16 protein-coding genes are annotated in these 19,934 nt (G+C 47.8%); 8 read left to right on the top strand and 8 right to left on the bottom strand.

The features are described 5' to 3' along the window. Positions 1-89 precede the first annotated feature (89 nt). Both JM642_RS19165 and JM642_RS19160 read left to right on the top strand, forming a co-directional pair. Positions 90-1,421 carry a pitrilysin family protein gene (locus JM642_RS19165; protein ID WP_144345277.1) on the top strand — a complete coding sequence of 444 codons (1,332 nt, stop codon included), beginning with the start codon at positions 90-92 and terminating at the stop codon, positions 1,419-1,421. Beyond that, entirely contained in the window at positions 1,418-2,896 is a 1,479-nt protein-coding gene (locus JM642_RS19160) for a pitrilysin family protein (protein ID WP_203432373.1), read from the top strand. The genes JM642_RS19165 and JM642_RS19160 overlap by 4 nt, the downstream gene beginning before the upstream one ends. A gap of 122 nt (positions 2,897-3,018) precedes the next feature. Here JM642_RS19160 and JM642_RS19155 read toward each other — a convergent pair whose 3' ends face one another. Continuing rightward, a complete protein-coding gene (locus JM642_RS19155; protein ID WP_203432372.1) occupies positions 3,019-5,046 on the bottom strand; it encodes a S9 family peptidase in 2,028 nt (675 codons plus the stop codon). A 245-nt stretch (positions 5,047-5,291) separates the two neighbouring features. Between JM642_RS19155 and JM642_RS19150 the strand changes: the two genes are divergently transcribed. After that, entirely contained in the window at positions 5,292-5,846 is a 555-nt protein-coding gene (locus JM642_RS19150; protein WP_203432371.1) for a hypothetical protein, read from the top strand. A gap of 170 nt (positions 5,847-6,016) precedes the next feature. Here JM642_RS19150 and JM642_RS19145 read toward each other — a convergent pair whose 3' ends face one another. Together JM642_RS19145 and trmL are read right to left on the bottom strand one after the other, a co-directional pair. Beyond that, positions 6,017-6,571 (bottom strand): hypothetical protein, encoded by a 555-nt coding sequence (locus JM642_RS19145; protein WP_144345273.1) that lies wholly within the window; start codon positions 6,569-6,571, stop codon positions 6,017-6,019. A gap of 353 nt (positions 6,572-6,924) precedes the next feature. Then, on the bottom strand, positions 6,925-7,389 hold the full coding sequence (gene trmL / locus JM642_RS19140; RefSeq protein ID WP_144345271.1) for a tRNA (uridine(34)/cytosine(34)/5-carboxymethylaminomethyluridine(34)-2'-O)-methyltransferase TrmL: 465 nt from the start codon (positions 7,387-7,389) through the stop codon (positions 6,925-6,927). 196 nt (positions 7,390-7,585) lie between these two features. On the opposite strand from trmL, the gene JM642_RS19135 reads away from it, so the two are divergent. Together JM642_RS19135 and JM642_RS19130 are read left to right on the top strand one after the other, a co-directional pair. Further along, positions 7,586-8,440 carry an EamA family transporter gene (locus tag JM642_RS19135; RefSeq protein WP_203432370.1) on the top strand — a complete coding sequence of 285 codons (855 nt, stop codon included), beginning with the start codon at positions 7,586-7,588 and terminating at the stop codon, positions 8,438-8,440. After that, positions 8,441-9,376, top strand: coding sequence for a LysR family transcriptional regulator (locus tag JM642_RS19130; protein ID WP_203432369.1), 936 nt, complete (start codon positions 8,441-8,443; stop codon positions 9,374-9,376). It abuts the gene before it with no gap. On the opposite strand, the gene JM642_RS19125 is transcribed toward JM642_RS19130, so the two are convergent. Together JM642_RS19125 and JM642_RS19120 are read right to left on the bottom strand one after the other, a co-directional pair. After that, positions 9,369-10,241, bottom strand: a complete 873-nt coding sequence (locus JM642_RS19125; protein WP_203432368.1) for a patatin family protein — start codon at positions 10,239-10,241, stop codon at positions 9,369-9,371. The genes JM642_RS19130 and JM642_RS19125 overlap by 8 nt on opposite strands. Positions 10,242-10,321: 80 nt before the next feature. Then, entirely contained in the window at positions 10,322-11,284 is a 963-nt protein-coding gene (locus tag JM642_RS19120; protein ID WP_203432367.1) for a LysR family transcriptional regulator, read from the bottom strand. A 122-nt stretch (positions 11,285-11,406) separates the two neighbouring features. Between JM642_RS19120 and JM642_RS19115 the strand changes: the two genes are divergently transcribed. Continuing rightward, positions 11,407-13,398: a ligand-gated channel protein gene (locus JM642_RS19115; RefSeq protein WP_203432366.1), complete on the top strand. Its 1,992-nt coding sequence runs from the start codon at positions 11,407-11,409 to the stop codon at positions 13,396-13,398. Positions 13,399-13,451: 53 nt separating this feature from the next. On the opposite strand, the gene JM642_RS19110 is transcribed toward JM642_RS19115, so the two are convergent. The 3 genes from JM642_RS19110 to JM642_RS19100 all read right to left on the bottom strand — a co-directional run bounded on the left by JM642_RS19110 (position 13,452) and on the right by JM642_RS19100 (position 16,110). Then, positions 13,452-14,393, bottom strand: coding sequence for a DUF4424 domain-containing protein (locus JM642_RS19110; RefSeq protein WP_099457274.1), 942 nt, complete (start codon positions 14,391-14,393; stop codon positions 13,452-13,454). A gap of 30 nt (positions 14,394-14,423) precedes the next feature. After that, on the bottom strand, positions 14,424-14,657 hold the full coding sequence (locus tag JM642_RS19105) for a helix-hairpin-helix domain-containing protein (RefSeq protein WP_203432365.1): 234 nt from the start codon (positions 14,655-14,657) through the stop codon (positions 14,424-14,426). A gap of 115 nt (positions 14,658-14,772) precedes the next feature. Beyond that, positions 14,773-16,110, bottom strand: coding sequence for a coproporphyrinogen III oxidase family protein (locus JM642_RS19100; protein ID WP_037429197.1), 1,338 nt, complete (start codon positions 16,108-16,110; stop codon positions 14,773-14,775). A gap of 386 nt (positions 16,111-16,496) precedes the next feature. On the opposite strand from JM642_RS19100, the gene JM642_RS19095 reads away from it, so the two are divergent. Beyond that, complete coding sequence (locus JM642_RS19095; protein WP_203432364.1) at positions 16,497-17,450, top strand: bile acid:sodium symporter family protein; 954 nt, start codon at positions 16,497-16,499, stop codon at positions 17,448-17,450. Positions 17,451-17,819: 369 nt separating this feature from the next. Further along, a complete protein-coding gene (locus JM642_RS19090; RefSeq protein ID WP_203432363.1) occupies positions 17,820-19,877 on the top strand; it encodes a TonB-dependent receptor in 2,058 nt (685 codons plus the stop codon). Positions 19,878-19,934: the final 57 nt, after the last annotated feature.

Genomic DNA, 19,934 nt, shown 5'->3' with positions numbered 1-19,934 from the left:
CAAAAAATTGGGCGGGAAGATCTTTTCGCCCTTGATTTGTTAATCAATATGCCCTCTTATGTGAATTTTTACAGCAAGGAGCGAACAAGATGAAGCGCACGCTATCGGCGCTGGTATTGGCGATGGGACTCTTTAATCCCCTAAGCCAAGCACAGGCCACCACGGCAGAAGATATTAAGAGTTTCACGCTAGATAACGGCATGAAAATCATGGTGCTAGAGGACTCTTCTATTCCCAATGCCAACATGTATCTATTTTGGAAAGTCGGTTCCCGTAACGAAGTCCCGGGGATTACCGGTATTTCACACTTTTTCGAACATATGATGTTTAACGGCTCGAAAAAATACGGCCCTAAGATGTTCGACCGTACCATGGAAGCGGCGGGCGGGGCTAACAATGCCTATACCACAGAGGATATGACGGTTTATACCGATTGGTTCCCCGCTAATGCGCTAGAAACCATGTTCGACCTCGAGGCTGACCGTATCGCCAACTTAGATATCAATCCCGCTATGGTGGAAAGCGAACGTGGCGTAGTGCAGTCGGAGCGTTCAACTGGGCTTGAAAACTCCAACTGGAATACCCTTGAAGGCGAAGTTAAAGGCGTAGCCTTTTTAGCGCACCCCTATTCTTGGTCAGTGATTGGTCATGAATCGGATATCGCCGCTTGGACCTTGGAAGATTTAGTGCAATACCATAAGACCTATTACGCGCCAAACAATGCGGTCGTGGTGATTGCGGGTGATGTGAAGCTTGCCCAAGTTAAAGCCTTGGCCGACAAGTACTTTGCGCCTATTCCTGCGCAAACACCGCCAAAGGCCGTGCGTACCGTGGAGCCTGAGCAAAAGGGTGAGCGCCGTACCTTTGTTCAAAAAGCCTCGGTCAGTACGCCTAATGTGATGCTGGCTTACCATATTCCGGCAGCGACTCACGCAGATTTTTATGCGCTGGATTTATTAAGTTCGATTTTAAGCCAAGGCAATAGCTCGCGTTTATATCAAGCGCTGGTAGATAAACAAGTGGCCTTAGAAGCGCAAACCTATATGCCGATGTCGGTCGATCCCAATCTCTTTTACGTCATGGGTGTAGCTACGCCAGAGGTGAAAGCATCGACGCTAGAGCGGGCGCTGATTGAACAAATCGATGCCATTGCGACCAATGGCGTTAGCCAACAAGAGCTAGATAAAGTTAAAAATATCAAGTTGATGGATTTTTACCGCGCGATGGAAACCATTAATGGTAAGGCCAACACTATCGGTACCTATGAAATGTATTTTGGCAGTTACGACAAGTTATTTAATGCGCCAGAGGCCTATAACAAGGTAACGCCTGCGGATATCCAACGTGTTGCCCAAACCTATTTACGCAAATCGAATCGCACGGTCGCGGTATTGGCGGCAAACGAGGAGAACTCTCAATGAAATCGATAGCAATGAAACTCTCCTTTGTAAAATCATCCTTTGTAAAATCATCTTGGCAACCGACTAAGTTAGTGGTCGCATTGGCCCTAGGCACTAGCTTAGCCTTATCCGGCTGCGCCTCCACCACGGCATCCAAACGCGTCGATACCGGCAGCTTTGCCATGCCAAGTTACGACAAGTTAGTGCTAGATAACGGCCTTACCGTGTATTTAATGCCACAGCGCGAAGTGCCGTTGATCACCCTAAACGCGGTCGTGCGTGCGGGTGCGGTAAATGACACCACAGCGGGTATAGCCCAAATGACCGCCGAAGGTTTACTCCTTGGCGCGGCAGGTAAGTCCAAGGCCGAGATTGAGCAACAAGTGGATTTTCTCGGCGCTAGCTTAGGGGCCGAAGCCGATAAAGAAGGCAGTTATCTGGCTGCCGATTTTATGGCAAAAGATACCGATGTGATGCTTGGCCTATTCAGCGCCGCGCTATTAAACCCCGATTTTGATTCGGCCGAGTTCGATAAGCTTAAGCAGCGTGCCATTGCGGGTCTGCAGCAGGATAAAGAAAGCCCGCGCGCCGTGATTGGTCGCTACTTCGATAAACTGGTGTTCGGTACTCATCCTTACGGTAATGCTTCATCGGGTAATCGCGAGTCACTTGAGCAAGTCACAGTGTCGCAGCTGCGCGCCTTCCATAAAAGCTACTATCAACCTGCCAATACCGCATTAGCGGTGGTGGGGGATTTTGATGTGGCGGCGATGAAGGCCAAGCTAACCCAGACTTTTGGTCAGTGGAAAGGCAGCGAAAAACTCGTTCAGCCCGACTTAAACCAAGGTTTACCTAAGTTAACTGAGGCCAAAGTGCTGCTGGTGGATAAGCCAGATGCGATGGAAACTACCTTTGTTATCGGTGGTTTAGGCATTAGCCGTGATAACCCAGACTATGTAGGGCTAACGGTAGTGAACACCATTTTAGGTGGCCGCTTTACCTCTTGGCTGAACGATGAGCTGCGGGTGAATGCGGGGCTAACCTATGGCGCGCGCTCCGGTTTTAGTCCTTATACCGACTCGGGCGTGTTTACCATTAGCACCTTCACTAAGACGGAAACCACTCAAGAAGCGATTGATTTAGCGCTGAAAACCTATGCTCGTTTATGGGAAAAAGGCGTTGACCAAGCGACTCTTGATTCGGCTAAGGCCTATGTTAAAGGTCAGTTCCCGCCTAAGTTCGAAACCTCGGGCCAATTGGCTGGACTCTTATCTGGCATGTATCTCTATGGCTTCGATGATAAGTTTATCAACGAGTTCCAAGCAAAAGTGGACGGCTTAACCTTAGAAGAAACCCAAAGGTTAGTGAAAACTTACTTCCCGCAAAAGGACTTACAGTTTGTGCTGATCGGCAACGCCAGCAAGATTGCGCCTATCGCGGCCAAGTATGGCCAAGTGCAAACCGTTGATATTAATGCGGTGGGTTTTGGTCAATAACCACTGGCGTTAGTTATTTCGCCCAACAAAAAGGTCTGCAGAGTGCAGACCTTTTGCTTTTCTGTTCTAGGTTCTAGGTTCTAGGTTCTAGGTTCTAGGTTCTAGGTTCTAGGTTCTAGGCGTTATTGCGCACCGGGCTTAGCGTAGTGAGCCATCCAATCTTTCACTTGGTTATACCAATAGATGGAGTTGTTAGGCTTCATAATCCAATGGTTTTCATCGGGGAAATAAATCATCCGCGATTCAACATTACGGGTTTGCAGGGTGCGGAACAGCTCAAAACCTTGGCCGACGGGCACACGGTAATCGAGTTGACCATGGCTGACTAAGGTTGGGGTATTAAAGTTGGCGGCAAAGTAATGGGGTGAAATCGCTTTATACAGCTCAGGATTATCCCAGTAGTTACCAAAACGAGTGCTGTGGACGGCAAAGTCGGCCGACATTTGTGAATACATGTCGTATACCGCGGCATGGATCAGCAGCGCCTTGAAGGGATGCGGCTGGCCTAAAATAATCGAGGTTAAGTAGCCACCATAGCTGGCACCACCTGCAACCATACGATCGCTATCGATCCAACTTTGTTGCTTAAACCAGTCTGCGGCTTTGAGCACGTCTTCGAGGGATTTGTTTTTCCAATCTGGGTTAATGGCATCGGCAAACTCTTGTCCGAAACCGCTAGAGCCGTGGAAGTTTGGCCACGCGGTTACATAACCCCAAGAGGCGAAGGTTTGCGCATTCCAGCGGTAATGGAAACCATCGCTAATGGCATTGTGTGGGCCGCCGTGGATTAACATAAACAGCGGATACTTTTTGCTGCGGTCGAACCCGGGAGGATAGTGCACCCACATTTGAATGTCTTGGCCTTGGTAACCTTTGTAGGTGACCGACTCATAGGTGCCTAAATCGACATCCTTTAAAATATCATCGTTAAACTGTTCTAAACGCTCGGTTTTACCATTGCGAGGATTGATGCTGACTAAACGCGCTGGATACAAAAAGCTTTGATTGGTCGCAATCAACTGGCCATCTTTAGCGATAGCAGGTTGGCTAAAGTCGGTAGCTTGGGTGATGGCCTTGGCCTTACCGCTCTTGGCATCGATATGGTAAATACGGTTAGTGGCGGCATCATCAATGCTGGCATATAACCCCTTGCTGTCGGGTGTCCAGTTGAAGTCAGACACTGAGCGATCCCAATCCGCGGTGAGCGTGGTGAGTTTGCGACTGCTTACATCCAGCAGCATTAGCCTTGCCGTATCGGCATAAAATCCGGTAATTTTTTGGCGAGTAAAGGCCAAGGTTTTACCGTTAGGACTAAAGGATGGATTGAGATCCGGCGCGGGGTTTTCTGGAGTGATGTTTTCAGCCTTGCTGCCGCCTATAGTGGCGAGGAACAAATCTAACTTAGGATCAACCCGATTATCCGAACCATAGGCGCTAAAGGCGATTAAGCTCTCATCGGGGGAGATATCATAGCTTGAACTGCTTTGGCTTGAGCGTGGCAGTTCATGGCCTAAAGGCTGAGTCACGGCTTCAACCGCGCCGCCTGTGGCTGGGATCCTAAATACATGGGCCTGACGGCGCTCATCTAACCAATGATCGAACTGCGAATAGGGCAGTGCATTCCACTGGCGGGCGGAGACTTTATTATCTTTATCTGTCTTGAGCTGGGCCTTCATTTGCTCCCAATTCTGTTCAGGAAAGATATTGCTAATAAAATACAAATGCTTGCCAACCCACTTGATGCCATTGACGCCGGTGGGAATGTCCGTGAGCTTGCAGGCTTCTCCCGGACCATCCATAGGTAGTAGGTAAATTTGGCCCGCGTCATCATCGTTACGTTCGCTGATAAAAGCTAAGGTTTTACCATCTGGCGAAAACACCGGCTCGCTGACTTTTAAGCCTTTGGCGGTAATCGCACGGTTATTTTTACCTTCACCGTCGAAGCGCCACAGTTGGGTTGAACCTTTGTCTTCCTTAAGGTCGTATTCAGTCACAGGTGCAATAATATGCTCGCCCGTGGAGGACACCACTGGGTTACCTATGCGTTTGAGTTGCCAAAGTAATTCGACTGAGAGTGGTTTGCTTGCTTCTGCAAATGCCGTGCTGAAAGGCATGAGTAAGCTAAGCAGTAAAATGCCTGCCTTCTTCACTAGATGTCTCCTTATCATTCAGAGTGTTATCGTTATTTTGTCCCGTTAAACATCACAGTATAGAAACTGAGCATGAAATCAAACTGAGTCTATCGGTGGTGAGAGTGACTTTTATGTAAGTAACTGTAACCACTGGCCGCATTTTGATGACGAGGTAGGTTGGGTATGGCGCAAAGTGTTATGGCGTATTTGTGGCTAAGGTGTTTTAACGCTAATGTATTGGGAGATTGAAATAGGACTCGAATATGGCGTTAATCATCCCGCAAAAACTGGGCAAGCTATTGATCAAAAATGTATTGATACTCGCCTTGGGCAGCTTGGCTATCTTTCCTGCGCAAGCCGCTAAGGTAAGCTTTAAGGCGTTTTGCCCGCAAATGGTGGGGCAGTGGCAGGGCAATGCCGCTAAGGCAAGTGACACCCCTAGACAAGTGACGGTCAATGGATTTTGTTCCCATGATCAGCGGCAGTTGATCCTCTCCGTAAGTGTCGGTACGCACGCTCCCTACAGCGAGACTTGGTGGTTTCGGGAACAAGGCGAGCAAGTGCTATTGATCTACTACGACGGTGTCTCGCAGGAAAAGCAGCAACTCTTTAGTTTATATCAACAAAATGGCGATTATTCCCTGCTGGGCGAGGGAGTTGTGAATGCGCGCGCCGCTTTAATTCAACTGTTATTCGAAGCAAAATCGCCCCAAGGCGCATGGCAGTGGACGCAAAATATCCAATATTTAGATGATGATATCGACCGCTATCAGCTCTTTCGTGGGATAGAAATGACGCCTGTCGCACCATCTCATTAAGCTGACTAATTCATGCTCGACAATACGCAACTCACTTTGGGAAAAAATCGAGTTTATTTTTTACGGAATTATCTTCATTTCGAATAAATAAAAATAATCCCAATAACTGAAAGTTGAGCAGTAATGAGATTAAGAAAATTACCTTTTTTATTAATTTTATTTACGTTCTGTTATTTAAACTGATTATTAATATTTCGTGCTAGTTCATTTATAATGGTGAGCAGTGTTGAAATAGTGTTGTCGGAAACTAAGTCGTTAGCCCTTACATCTTCTGCAATCATTGATTGAACATCGGATATTTTAGTTAATATCTCAGGATCAAATTTTTTTAACTTTAACTCAAGGCTTAGTCTGGTTATTCTAAATCCTGTTTCACCGAATTTTTGGTTACCAATGATAGGTGTATCTTTGTTGAAAGCGATGGTTAATGTAGTTAACAAAGCGTCTTGAAGTTCTGAGGATAGGTTATAAATGTGGCTTCCTCTTAACTGTGACTTCCATGCATCAAGAGCGAGATACGCCAACGCAACCCCAAGAACCGTCGCAATCGAAGCCAATACCGACGTTATTACCTGTGCTCTATTGAACCAGATATCAATAGTCGAAGAAGAGTAAAATAAACCGATCAGGAAGCCGACAAATCCTGAAAATAAGATAAACGCTGCAAGAAACATCTTTTTTAAAAGCATGGAAATTTGCTCTGATTCAATAACAATACTGGGCACTTTCTATCATTACTAAAGTTTGGTCAATGCTCAGTAGCTGAAAGTTATTGATCATGTGCTCAAAACAATCTTTGGGGCAATATCTTTTAGCCAGATGAACAGTTCTTTGGTCGTAAAGATTGTTATTGTTGCAACTGTGACCGTTGGCGGCAGGGATGCCGCCGTCGAGCCTATAGGGATATATTCACGGCGTGTCACTGGGGAAACAATGACAATTCACACTGCACACCTAGCGGCAAGGTTATATGGCTTTGGTGTGAATTAAGTTAAAGCTATCTTTCGGCGTGGATGGCTGAGTGATTGGAAAATTGGCTGGTTAAGTCCAGCCTAATCCAAATCAGTATTCCTAGGTATTAAATTGCGCCTTCAAACCCGAGCTGACGCCAGGCTTCGTAGCTGATAATCGCCACGGCATTGGAGAGATTAAGGCTGCGACTGGTGGCCGCCATCGGAATGCGTAATCGCTGCTCGGTTGGGATCGACTCGATAATCGGCATAGGTAGACCACGGGTTTCAGGGCCAAATAACAGCACGTCATCTTTGGCAAAACTCAGTTCAGTGTGAGGGCGACTGCCCTTAGTGGTACAGGCCATAATGCGTTTGCCTGCCATGGCCTCGAGGAAGGCCTCAAAGTTTTTATGGCGAGTCACATTGGTTAAATCGGCATAGTCTAGGCCCGCGCGGCGCAGTTTTTTCTCTTCAAAATCAAATCCAAGTGGCTCAATTAGATGAAGTTGGCTGCCGTTGTTTGCGCAAAGGCGAATTATATTACCCGTGTTGGGTGCGATTTCTGGCTCATAGAGTGCGATATGGAACATGCTTGCCCGCCTATAAAAAATGACGCCCGATTATACGGCAAACAAGGCTTAAGCACAGCTCTGCGTGCGCATATCTACAGCGGCATAAACGCTAGTCCCTTTTCTTTTCTCCCTATTAACCTTATCTCAGCGCTTGCCTGTTTTATTCTCTCAAAGTAATATATCTTAATATCAAGATACTTTTTAAGAAGTCATTATGCCGTTTGTGATTGCGTTACTCGCCCCGGTGTTTTGGGGGACCACCTATGCACTGGTGAGTCTTTACTTACAGGATATGTCGCCCTACTGGGTGGCGGTTTGGCGCGCGCTGCCTGCGGGCATATTGCTGCTGATGCTGCGGCCACGTTTGCCGACGCTGGCATGGTCTAAATTAAGCTTGCTGGCGTTTTGTAATATTGGCGCCTTCTTTGCGCTGCTGTTTATTGGCGCCTATCGGCTACCCGGCGCCGTTGCGGGCACGCTGGGTGCGACATTGCCATTAATCTTTTTGATCCTCGCTTGGCTGATCGATAAAAAACGCCCGGGGATGAAGTGGTTACTGCTCGGCTTAATGGGCCTCGGTGGCGTGATTTTATTGCTTAATCCTTCGGCGGATCTCGACCCGATTGGTGTCCTGTGTATGCTGAGCGCGACAACGTTGATTGCCTTTTCTTCCCGCTGGATGCAGCGCTGGGATGTGGGCGACTTTTTAGTGCTCACCGCTTGGCAATTACTCTTGGGGGGATTGATGTTGATCCCGCTGGCGTGGTTTATGGCGGGGCCGCCACAGATCCCGAGTATGAATGTGGTTCCTTCACTCATTTGGTTAGCTACTGCCAATACCGCGGTGGCCTATTGGGCTTGGCTGTGGTCGATGCGAAATTTAGGACCAGAAATCATGGGGATGGTGGCTTTAGTCAATCCCGTGGTTGCCGTATCATTAGGCGTATTGATTGTGGGTGAAGCCTTAGATATGCGCCAGTGGGCAGGGATTTTAGTGATTTTACTGTCGCTACTGCTGATGAAGTTGCCGCAAAACTTGAGGTGTAATCCCTTAAAAGCGAGGGGTTAAATGCTAAAACACTTAGACTTAAACTTACTGCCCGTACTGGAAATTCTCCTCGAGGAGCAGAGTGTCACAGCCGCGGCGGCGCGGCTACATTTGAGTCAGTCGGCGGTAAGCAAGCAATTGACTCGCCTGCGCGAAGTGTTTGATGACCCCTTATTCGAACGTACCGCCTACGGCCTCAAACCGACGCCCAAGGCGCTGTCGCTGGCGCCTGACTTGCGCCAATGCTTACAGCAATTAGCGCAATTTACTCGACCAGACAGTTTTGAGCCCGCCTTAAGTCAGCGCCAGTTTCGGATGCATCTGGTCGAAACCACCTATTCGCTGACCTTCCCGCATTTTATGCCTTCGCTCTTAGCGCAGGCGCCCGGGGTGAGTCTCAATTGCCAAACGTGGCGGCTCGATACCATGGACAGACTTCAGCGCTGCGATATTGACTTGGCTATTGGCTGCCGCGAATGGGATGAACGCTCACCCATGCATGTTAACCATATTCCGGACGATCTCCACTATGTTGAATTAGTGCAGGATTATACGGTTTGCCTGATGCGCCGCGACCATCCTGCATTAGCGCAGGAGTGGAATCTCGACACCTTTTTAAGCTATCGCCAGTTGCAGGTGGCCTTTGGCGGCTTGGAACATTGGTTACTGGACGATGTGCTGCAAATGCAAGGGCGGAAACGGGATATTGCGGTGAATATGACCGACTTCCAGAGTGCGCTGGCCCTGTGTGAACAAAGCGATTTAATTCTTTGCGCTCCGTCCCGTTATGCCTTGGCGGTGATGAAGTCGTTTGATCTTATGTATTTACCCTCGCCGATTAAACTGATCCCCGGGGCGTATCTGCTGATGTGGCATAAGCATTTCGAGCACGACCTTAGCCATAAATGGTTGCGGGAACTAATTATTAACAAAGTCAGCGCCTCGCTTTCTAACTAACTTCTGCTCCAGTGTTTAGCCAAGCCTGTAACTTAGGCAAAATCGCCTGTCCATCGGCTAGGCCTTGGTGATACACGGCGGTCACTTTATCGATATTGCGGTCAAGTCGCGAAAGATTAAGTGGCGCAGCAGGGCGGATCACAAAGGACTGGCCGCTGGCAACACTCTGGGCGAGTTCCTCGAGGGATTGGTTATAACGTTGGTGACGCACTTTAAGTGCAGCGGCTACCGCCGGATAAGCTTGATAACGCTTGCGAGCTAACCAATTGAACTTCATCGGTGATTTTCGATAGTTTGCGTCCTGAGTCAGGATCACCACTTGGCGTGAATAGCCCTCTTGCTGCGCCTGCGCTACCGGAATGGGCGCGGCGATGCCGCCGTCGAGGTAGGTTTGATGGTTTATCCGATAGGGATTGGCCATAAAAGGCAGGCTAGAGGAGGCGATAAGCACGTCGAGCAATTTGTCGTGCTCCTGAAAATCGGCCATGCCAAAGTAATCGGTTTGTCCTGTCTGGCAATTAAATGCCCCGACCTTAAACTCAGTACCGCTCGTTAAAAAGGTTTTAAAATCAAAAGGCAGTAACTCATAGGCCATACGCTTATAGGTAAAATCGGTATTGACGTAATTCCCCGTGGCTAACCAGTGGCGCAGCCCCATGTAGCGCTTATCCCGCAGATATTGCTGCTGAATTTTTAAATTGCGGCCAAATTGGTGTGAGACATAAGAAGCGGGATAAATCGCCCCCGCCGATACACCAATTACATAGGGGAAGTGCAATTGTTGCTGCAAAAAGGCATCTAACACGCCGGCGGTATAAATTGCCCTCAGGCCGCCGCCCTCTAACACTAAGGCCACATCTTGCATTACATTACTACTGCTTAATCAAATGGATAAAACAGCATACTCTAACTCACCTGATAAATGAAACGCATGCCAACGAGCGGTTAGGCGGGGATGGCTAATCTTGGCGTGAGTTCGCAGGCGCTGGGTTGAGTCAGTAATGCTGGGCTCGGGCTAAAATCCATCTGGCTAAAATAATGGCTGAGCGCAGTGATGGCTTCTTTCACCTTGGCGGGCTGTTTATCCCGCGCCGAGGTCACGCTATAAACGCTGTAGGTGCGTAGCGACCATTCGGGTAAAAGTGTTACCAGTTGGCCAGATGCAAGGTATTGATGCACCTCGGGCTCTGGCAATACGGCATAGCCCAATCCATCGAGAGTGAGTTGGATAAGCGTCTGCATATTATTGACGTTGATGCGCTGGGCTGAGAGTTCGACTCGCTCTTGAGTCTGTAAATGGGTTAAGAACTCGGGTTTAGCATAGCTATGGCTAATACGGTTGAATCCTTGTAAGTCGTCAGGGTGTTGCAGGCTCTGATGCTGGGGAATATAGCTCGGAGCCACACACAGCAACATGCGCCAATCCGCCAAGGGGCGAGCGATAAGGTTTGAATCCGATAGGGGACCGATGCAAATTGCCAGATCGATTCCTTCATTAACTATATCAATTGGGCCGTCCTGCAATTGCAGATTGAGGCTGATCTGCGGATGAGCCGCCAACAGGTGCGCTAATGGCTGGCTGAGTAAACCACCACCAAAACCGACTGGCGCGGCGATTTTAAGCTCCCCCGAGGGAGTGCCCTTTAATGCATGCAGCTGATGTTCGGTACTTTCTACTATTTTTATGATTTTAATGCAGTTTTCATAAAATAACGTGCCCGCCTCTGTGAGTGTCAGGTGGCGGGTATTACGGTGAAACAGACTAATTCCCATATCCATTTCAAGCTTTGCGACTTGTTGGCTCACCGCCGATGAACTCAGATTAAGCTGTGTTGCCGCAGCGCTCATCGAGCCTTTTTCCGCGATGGCGGCAAACACGATCATGCCCTTGACCATATTTCTATTCATTCTTAAGCAACTCTTACAAGTGATTACTCAAAGTCTAACTTGAGCCGATTGTAACATAGGGATACATTACCGTATTGAAAATTATTATCATTTAGAAAGCCGTTAAGGGAGATTCGTTGGTTATGTTGTTACGTCGTAAAAAGATTCTCGCACAGCTAGTATCAACCGCATTATTGCTACCAGCCACTCAGGCTTTGGCGGATACCGCACCCGATCAAGACAAGATGATGGAAAGAATTGTCGTTACTGCATCGGGCTTTGAGCAGCAAGTACGTGACGCGCCCGCTTCTATCAGCGTCATCACCCGAGAGGATCTTGATACACGTTTTTACCGTGACTTAACCGACGCCATGTTAGAAGTCCCCGGCGTGGTGGTGACTGGCGGTGCCGACCGTCGGGACATTAGTCTACGGGGCATGGGCAGCCAGTACACGTTGATCCTCGTCGATGGTAAACGCCAGTCTTCCCGCGAGACCCGCACCAACAGCGATGGTCCGGGTGTTGAAGGCGCTTGGACGCCGCCGCTCGCCGCAATTGATAGGATTGAAATTGTCCGTGGCCCCATGTCATCGCTTTATGGCTCTGACGCTATTGGTGGGGTGATCAACATTATCACCCGTAAAGTGCCCAATGAGTGGCAGGGGGAATTGCGCCTCGATAGCACCTTGCAGGAGAAGTCAGCCTCGGGCAATGTGTATCAGGGCAACTTTTTTGTGAACGGTGGCTTGATTAAAGATTTGCTTGGCGTGCAGTTATACGGCCAATATACCCAGCGTGAAGAAGATAATATCTACGGTGGTTACCGAGGCCGTGATGCGGATAATCTCACCGCCAGATTTGCCCTCACGCCGAATCAAGACCATGACATCATGTTGGAAGTCGGTATCGCCAACCAAGAGTTGGATAGCACCTTAGGGAAAACCGTTGCGCCATTAGCGCCGGGGGCCAGTTGTGGCCGCAGTGGTTGCCCTGCATCGTCGACAACCGAGTATGAAAACAGCACGATTTCATTGTCGCATACCGGACGTTGGGACTTTGGCACATCGGATACTTATATCAAGCACGAAGTGTACGATAACAAGTCCCGCAAGATGAAAATCAAGAATACCGATGCTCAAACCAGTGTGATCGCCACCCTAGGTGAAAGCCATACCGCCACCTTTGGTGCTGCTTTCAATTATCAAGATCTCACCGATGAAACTGGCAATCAGGTCAGTGACTTAACCGATATTAGTCGCCGTCAATGGTCGGTGTTCTCAGAGGATGAATGGCGTATTGTCGATAATTTTGCCTTAACCTTGGGCCTGCGTTTAGACGATGATGAAAACTTTGGTGACCACCTTAGTCCACGGATTTATGGTGTTTGGGGGCTGACCGAGCACACTACCTTAAAAGGCGGTGTGTCGACGGGCTTTCGGGCGCCGAGCCTAAGGCAAACCGTGCCAGATTGGGGGCAGGTGAGCCGAGGCGGCAATATGTATGGTAATCCGGATTTGCAACCCGAAACCTCTGTGAACTATGAGTTAGGCATTTACACGGATTTGACCGATTCCATCACGGCCAGTGCTGGTGTGTTCTATAACGAGTTTGAGGACAAGATCACCCGTGTCGCTTGCCCTGCGACTCAATGTACTGATGGGCCGAATCAGTTTGGTTCCGACCCAACCACCTATGTGAATATCGATGAGGCAGTCACCCAAGGGGTTGAGCTGAGTATCGACTATAAAATCCTCAGCAACTTGGCGCTCACGGGTAACTACACTTATACCGATTCGGAGCAAAAAACGGGCGCTTACAAAGGGAGTCCATTGAACCAGCTACCTAAACATCTGGTGCAATTGTCGGTTAACTATGAGCCTATAGATAACTTAAATACTTGGCTGCGGGTTAACTACCGTGGCGAAGAGAGCCAGCCGACCACAGGTCCTTCTTCGCGTAGTTTGATTGCGCCGTCCTATACGCTGTTAGATTTAGGGGCCAACTATCGCATTAATGACAGCATTAAGTTCAGCGCGGGTATTTATAACGCCTTCGATAAGGAAATAACCCAAGAAGAATATGGCTACATTGAAGATGGCCGCCGTTACTGGTTAGGTATGACTTATGGTTTTTAATTTAAAAACAGTGATTTATAAAGAAGCCAGCACCTAGCTGGCTTCTTTTTTGATTATTCAAAATCCGGTTTACGGATAAATAGGATGCTGAGATCCTGCGTTGGCGTGAATTTTTTTTGCTGAAACTCAAAGGTGAGTGAATCGGTTTTTTTAAGTTCACCATCAAAACACAAACTGACGAGATCAGTCGGTTGGGATTTTTTCAGCGTCAGTTTAAAGTCCTTAATCGCTCCTTGCCAGTTATTGGCCGTGACCAAAATATAGCTAAGGTGGCTCCATTCCACGCCATATTCAACATCTTCGCCGTCTTGTTTAACGACGAGATTACGCTTCTTAATACCTTGCTTAGCACTTTCATCTAAACAGGCAAGTTCAGTGTAAGTATCGATAATACTATTGGCAGTATCGGGGATGCCTGTTGAGAGGCTAGGCGTGTAACTGTGGCTGATGGAGACAGATTGGCCCGCGGGAAAGGTTTGTTCCCACACAAAGTAATCGCTTAGGGTAAAGGCGATTTGTTGCTCCTCATCCAACCATTCCTTGGGGAGCGCAGGTTTGCCCTTGGGGACTTTGCTATATTCGGCAAAATAGGCGACTTCCTCTACACCCCAGCCGAGTTTTTTAAGCTCGGCAGAAATATCGGTTTTATCGGCAAGTTGAGCGACGAGCCTGTGCTCAGTTGGCTGGGGTTTGCCATTCACTTTAAGGGTGAAGTTATCGATGCTGCTGTGATCGGCGGAGCCAAAAAACATCGGCGGCATGGGGAAGGCGATAGGGACGATAAGATCCTGCGAACTGGTGTTGGTAAACACATAATCGACCCTGATTTCGGCCTCGCTGATAAAGAGTGACTCTTTGTCCATACTGATATGCGGCTGATATTTAAGGGTGATTGAACCATTGGCATCCCCGAAACTGCTGTCGTTGGCAAAAACCGATGTGCTAAATAACAACGCGGTTAGAGTGCAAGCTAAGATGCGTAAATAAGATGGCATAAATATCTCAACGAATTGGAAATCAAAAGATTATTGATGGCGGGCAAGTTCGATGGCTGCGGCAATAGCATTGCGTGCTTGCGGGCTGTTTTTCCAGCAAGTGGTGCGTAACATGCTAGCGACGAGGTTGGCGATATCCTCGACCTCATGCTCGGCTAACTGCGCGAGTGAGCTAATACCGATTTCTTCAAAGCGTTTAATTACGGTAGGACCAACGCCTTTAACGGCGAGTAGTGCTTGTTTTTCTTGCTCATTAAAACCCATAACGAATACTCCTTTATCACTGGGTGACAGACTCATGTGTGAGTGATGGCAAGCGTAGCCTGAAATGGCGCTAACAAAAAGGCCCATCTTGGGCCTTTTGTGCTTTAACTGATATTTACATATCGCAGGGTTTGAGTGGTTTACGCAATTGGGCGCGCACGTTATCCATGCCAGCGTAAAACTCTTTCATCATTAACAGGCCCATCATCTTGCCGTTATCTGTGATGATCAGATTATCGGGATCGGTGGGGTCGTTCTTGATGGCGCCAATCAGCTTCATCGAGGTCATTTCCTTAAACAGCGCGGTGTCTAAGTTTACGCCAAAGGTTTCGCGGAAGTATTTGCGCGACAGACGACCGGAGAACATCCCCAGCAGGAAGCGATATTGCATCACATCTTTTTTGCTGTAGTTCTTCTGTTGCTCGACGCCCATCTTGCCGGCGGCGATCCGCTCTTGGTATTTACGCAGCGAGAAGGTGTTGACGTATAAAGTGTCGTTCAGGAAGCTAAATGAGCCAGAACCCACCCCTAAATACTCATCGTAGTCGATTACATATTCGTCGAAGCCTTCGTCATTTGCTTTACCAAAGGCCCATGCAGACAATTGATTATATTGACCATTTAGACTGTTTAAAATTTGACGATATTGGTTGGCCATATCCGCCTGTGGTGCGGCCAGTTTACCTTTAACACTCTTACGCGTTTGGTGCGTAATCATCAGTGGATAGGTGGTGATCTGTCTTGGGTCGAGGCGTGAGGCCATGTCTAAGTCGTGCTGGATCACTTCATCGGTTTGGCCGCGGAAGCCAAAAATCAGGTCGACGTTGATAATGGGGAACAGCTCTTTAGCCGCCATGATCTTGTCGAAGGTTTGTTGACCTGTGCCGAATTTTTCAAGGCGGTCGGTCATTTTTAAAATGTCATCGTTAAAGCTTTGTACGCCGATGGACATACGATCCACTAAGCCCTTGAGTTGCTTAAAGCCTGGGCTGTCTAAATGCTGTGGATCCGATTCACAAGACACTTCTTTAATACTTGGGAATAAGGTCTTTGCATGCTCAATCGTGCGGGCGAGTTCGTCTTCTAATACTGTGGTGGTACCGCCGCCAATGTACATAGATTCAAAGTCATAGCCTAAGGCTTTGACCATCTCCATCTCTTTACGTAGGGAGATAAAGTAAGCGCGCGCCTTGTCTTCCTTAAACATAAAACGGTGGAAGGTGCAGTAAGAACACAAGGTATGGCAGAAGGGCACATGGGCATAAAGCATGTACTTTTTGCCTTCGACTGGAGCGGGCATGATGTCGGCGGAGAGCGTATCAAGGCGAAGATTCTTATCGACATAATACTGCATGACTCGTTCCATCGAGCTGAGCATCCAGTTAGGGACGGTAATATTCGCTTGATAAGGCGTTGCGATCGCGCCGCTGAGCGTTTGAATAACTGAAGACATAACGATTCCTATCTGAGAGTGCTAACCGTAAACACCAAAATTGCTTTAGGTAATTCACGACCACCTAGCGCAATTAGACTACCTCGTATGGAGTAAATAAAACGTGAACTGGTTATAAGTTACGGTTTCCTAACAAGGAAATCACGGGCTTTTTGTTAAGCAGATCATGTTTTAGTAAACATAGATGCATATTTACTGAGGTTTTTGGCTCTTTGTTATTGAATTTGAGCGATTAACTTAAGAGCTCAATCGAAAGGCTGAAATGATTAAAAGTTGAGGTTCTTACTTGTGGACGCTTTGGCTTGTGCTGAGGGAGTCAGGCTGTCATTATCCCAGCGGACATTGCTTAATTTCCTCAAATCGCCTGAAATCTTGGAGGATTCCCATTGGTTAATATCAACCGCTTTTTTCCGCTATTTGCCTTACTCGGGGCGGGTACGGCGTATTTGATGCCAGCTTGGTTTAGCGGATTGAAAACCAGCATAGTGCCGTTGCTGGTGGTGATTATGTTATCCATGGGATTGACCTTAGATTTGCAGGATTTTGCCAATGCATTTAAGCAGAAACGCGCCGTTATCACAGGTTTAATCTTGCAATTTACCCTAATGCCCTTAAGTGCCTTAGCTATTAGTTTGCTGTTAGGGCTCAATCGGGAATTGACCATAGGCATGGTGCTGGTGGGGAGCGTGGCGGGCGGCACGGCATCGAACGTGATCTGCTATTTGGCCAAGGGCGATGTCGCCTTATCTATCACTATGACGGCGCTATCCACCTTAGTGGGTGTGGTGCTCACCCCGTTGATTATCCAGCTATTAATCGGCGAGATGGTCGCCATTCCTTTAATGGATATGCTAGTCAGCCTCGTTAAAATCGTGCTTATCCCTGTGACTGTGGGTGTGGTATTGAATCATTTCTTTAAACCGCGGGTGGCTAAACTTGCCCCCGCATTGCCCATTATTTCTATCGTGGCGATTGTGCTGGCCATCAGTATTATTGTGGCCTTAAATGCGGGGCAATTTGCGCAGGTGGGACCTGTGATTTTACTCGCGGTGTTTCTACATAATGGCTTAGGACTCGCCTTGGGTTATACCTGTTGCCGCTTGCTCGGCTTTAGTCACACCGTGTGTAAAACCATTTCGATTGAGGTGGGGCTGCAAAACTCTGGCCTCGCGACCGCTCTGTGTATCAAGTTTTTTAGCCCAGTCTCCGCCGTCCCCAGCGCGATTTTCTCAATTTGGCATAACCTTTCAGGCGCCCTGCTGGCAGGCTACTGGGCGAGCCGGGTGCGGCAAGCTACGGATGATCCGCTGCGGCGCTCTGACTTGCCTAATGTAAAGTGAGATGGTTCTTAGGGAGGATTTGGCATAGCTAAGGGAAATGCTTTGGTATCAGTTAGTTATTTAAAACGTTTAACGCCAGTCTAACTCGCGGAATATCTGCGGCACTCAAAAAGCTTTGCGCTAGCGGTGCAGCAGTCTGATGCACGTGGCGGTTATAAGCTTACGTCTCGCTATCTGCAAAAAGTTGCTTTTACCCCCTTGATTTCAGATGTTTTTCCCTTCGATACCTAATGTATTTGCGTTACATCACAAAGTAACTTGTTGAATGTAAATGATATCGATTATCAATTGTGATTAAGGTTGTTTTAAGATAAATTGTCGGCATTTTTAGTTAACACCTTTTTATCAATGAGTGCAGTCGAGGTTTTTATGAAATGCAGGGCGTTTAAGCAAAGTGCAATTGCCGCAATAGTTTCGAGTTTACTGGTCTCTTCCGTTTATGCTGGTGTGGATGCAGAATCTTCAGAACCGATTGAAAGAATTACTGTTTATGGTGAAAAGATTGAGCGTAGCCTGAAGGATACGACGTCATCTATTTCAGTGATTGATAAGGAAACCCTCGATAGCGGCCAATACCAATCAACCTCAAGTGCCTTATCTGAGGTGCCTAACGTGGTGGTGTTATCCGGCTCTGTGCCCGATATCCGTGGGGTTTCTGGTAATGGTTCGGCCTCCGGATTTAACTCTTTCACCGGTGGGGCTCGTGCACGGGTATCAACCTTAGTCGATGGTGTGGCGGAGCCTTTTGTTGCTGATCTTACTGGTGATACTGGGCTGTGGGATATTCAACAAATTGAGGTTTTCCGCGGTCCGCAATCGACGATTAATGGTCGTAACAGCATTGGCGGTACGGTATTTATTAAAACCGAAGATCCAACCTTCGATTGGCAGGGCGCGGCTCGCGTGGGTTATCGCAATCAAGATAACTTTATCGACAGTGCAGTGATGCTCTCAGGCCCCATCCTCGATGATGAGTTAGCATTTAGGGTGAGCGGGCAAAATGTGACGGGCGAAACCTACAATAAAGGCTTGGAATACGAGACGAATCCCGCCACATTTGATCAAAATGAACTCATTACCAATCGCTGGCGCGGCAAATTTTTGTGGCAACCGAGCGCAATTGAAGACCTAAAAGTGCTCTACAGCTTTTCATACAATGATGAGAAAGGTGACTCAGGGCGTAACTATTTTACCGGTGACGATCCATGGGCATATAAGCCGATTTCCCAACGTTATATCGAGACTAAATCGACAACTCACTCAGTGAAAGTGGATTATGACCTCGGGGAAGGGCAAGCCCTCGATCTGATTGTCGCCTATATGGATTACGATTGGGGCTTTGAAACCTATGACCCTCTCGTGACCGCCCAGCAATATGTGGATATGGAGGACAAGAGTTATACCGTAGATGGCAAATATAGCTTTGGCCTTAAAGACAAAGATTTCAACGGTTTTGTTGGTTTAGCCTATTTTAAACGTAGCCAAGATTTTGGTAGTACTGGCAGCTCAATCTATAGTGGTGATGACAGCACTAAGTCAGCCTCCGTTTATGGTGAAGTCACCTATGGGCTCGCCGACTCGATCTGGATTACTGTTGGTGGCCGCGTGATGCGTGAGGAGCAATTACGTAACTTCAACATGCGCTATCAAGGTAGTCTACTTGAGGAAAAACTCGATGACGCCAATACCGTTACCCTGCCGAAGTTAGTACTGCAATACGCGCTGAATGATAATACCACCTTAGCGGCCAGTGTTCGTCGTGGTTATAACTCGGGTGGTGGCGCGCTGTCTTTGGTGGAAAGCGAGTATTACTACTACGATGAAGAGTTTGTAAATACCTATGAACTGAGTAGCCGTAGCGCATTTGCCAATGGCGATGTCAACTTAAGTGCTAATATCTTCTACAACGATTTTGATGGTTATCAAGCGTCTAATAGCGCCCGCAAAATTACCAATATCGATAAAGCCGTCAGTTACGGTATTGAAGCCGAATTCAGCGCCATGTTAACTGAAAACTGGCAGTTTATTTCGGGCGTAGGTTTACTCGATAGTGAAATCAAGCAAGCCGACCCTAGCTATGGGGATATTATCGGTAATCAGTTGAACTCAGCCCCGCACATCACTGCTAATGCTGGATTCAAGTATTGGATGAATGATGCGTTCTCTTTCGGTTTTTCAGGCAACTATGTTGGCGAGTATTTTGCGGATATTAATAATACCGAATCTAGAATAGCGGGTGATTATGTCGTGGCGCGTGTGAGCCTTGATTATCAAACCGATAGCTGGAGAGTTAGCGGCTTTGTCAACAACCTGTTTGATGAGCAAGCGTTGACGGTAAATGAACCCGCCAGCCGCAGTTACCCCGATGGTTATGCCGCGATTATCGATCCCAGAAATATCGGTGTCTCTGTGATGTATCGCTTCTAATCGCTCGAGTTAACGCACTTATTTTACCCATAAAAAAACCTCCACAAATACAGTGGA

It is taken from the genome of Shewanella sp. LZH-2, assembly GCF_016859145.1.
Classification (GTDB): Bacteria; Pseudomonadota; Gammaproteobacteria; order Enterobacterales; family Shewanellaceae; genus Shewanella; species Shewanella xiamenensis.
This window is presented reverse-complemented; position numbering and strand designations above follow the sequence as displayed.

Excerpts from the sequence above, each read along its gene's own strand:
- JM642_RS19165 (WP_144345277.1), top strand. The coding sequence starts at position 90 with ATGAAGCGCACGCTATCGGCGCTGGTATTGGCGATGGGACTCTTTAAT.
- JM642_RS19160 (WP_203432373.1), top strand. The coding sequence starts at position 1,418 with ATGAAATCGATAGCAATGAAACTCTCCTTTGTAAAATCATCCTTTGTA.
- JM642_RS19150 (WP_203432371.1), top strand. The coding sequence starts at position 5,292 with ATGGCGTTAATCATCCCGCAAAAACTGGGCAAGCTATTGATCAAAAAT.
- trmL (WP_144345271.1), bottom strand. The coding sequence starts at position 7,389 with ATGTTCCATATCGCACTCTATGAGCCAGAAATCGCACCCAACACGGGT.
- JM642_RS19135 (WP_203432370.1), top strand. The coding sequence starts at position 7,586 with ATGCCGTTTGTGATTGCGTTACTCGCCCCGGTGTTTTGGGGGACCACC.
- JM642_RS19130 (WP_203432369.1), top strand. The coding sequence starts at position 8,441 with ATGCTAAAACACTTAGACTTAAACTTACTGCCCGTACTGGAAATTCTC.
- JM642_RS19125 (WP_203432368.1), bottom strand. The coding sequence starts at position 10,241 with ATGCAAGATGTGGCCTTAGTGTTAGAGGGCGGCGGCCTGAGGGCAATT.
- JM642_RS19120 (WP_203432367.1), bottom strand. The coding sequence starts at position 11,284 with ATGAATAGAAATATGGTCAAGGGCATGATCGTGTTTGCCGCCATCGCG.
- JM642_RS19115 (WP_203432366.1), top strand. The coding sequence starts at position 11,407 with ATGTTGTTACGTCGTAAAAAGATTCTCGCACAGCTAGTATCAACCGCA.
- JM642_RS19110 (WP_099457274.1), bottom strand. The coding sequence starts at position 14,393 with ATGCCATCTTATTTACGCATCTTAGCTTGCACTCTAACCGCGTTGTTA.
- JM642_RS19105 (WP_203432365.1), bottom strand. The coding sequence starts at position 14,657 with ATGGGTTTTAATGAGCAAGAAAAACAAGCACTACTCGCCGTTAAAGGC.
- JM642_RS19100 (WP_037429197.1), bottom strand. The coding sequence starts at position 16,110 with ATGTCTTCAGTTATTCAAACGCTCAGCGGCGCGATCGCAACGCCTTAT.
- JM642_RS19090 (WP_203432363.1), top strand. The coding sequence starts at position 17,820 with ATGAAATGCAGGGCGTTTAAGCAAAGTGCAATTGCCGCAATAGTTTCG.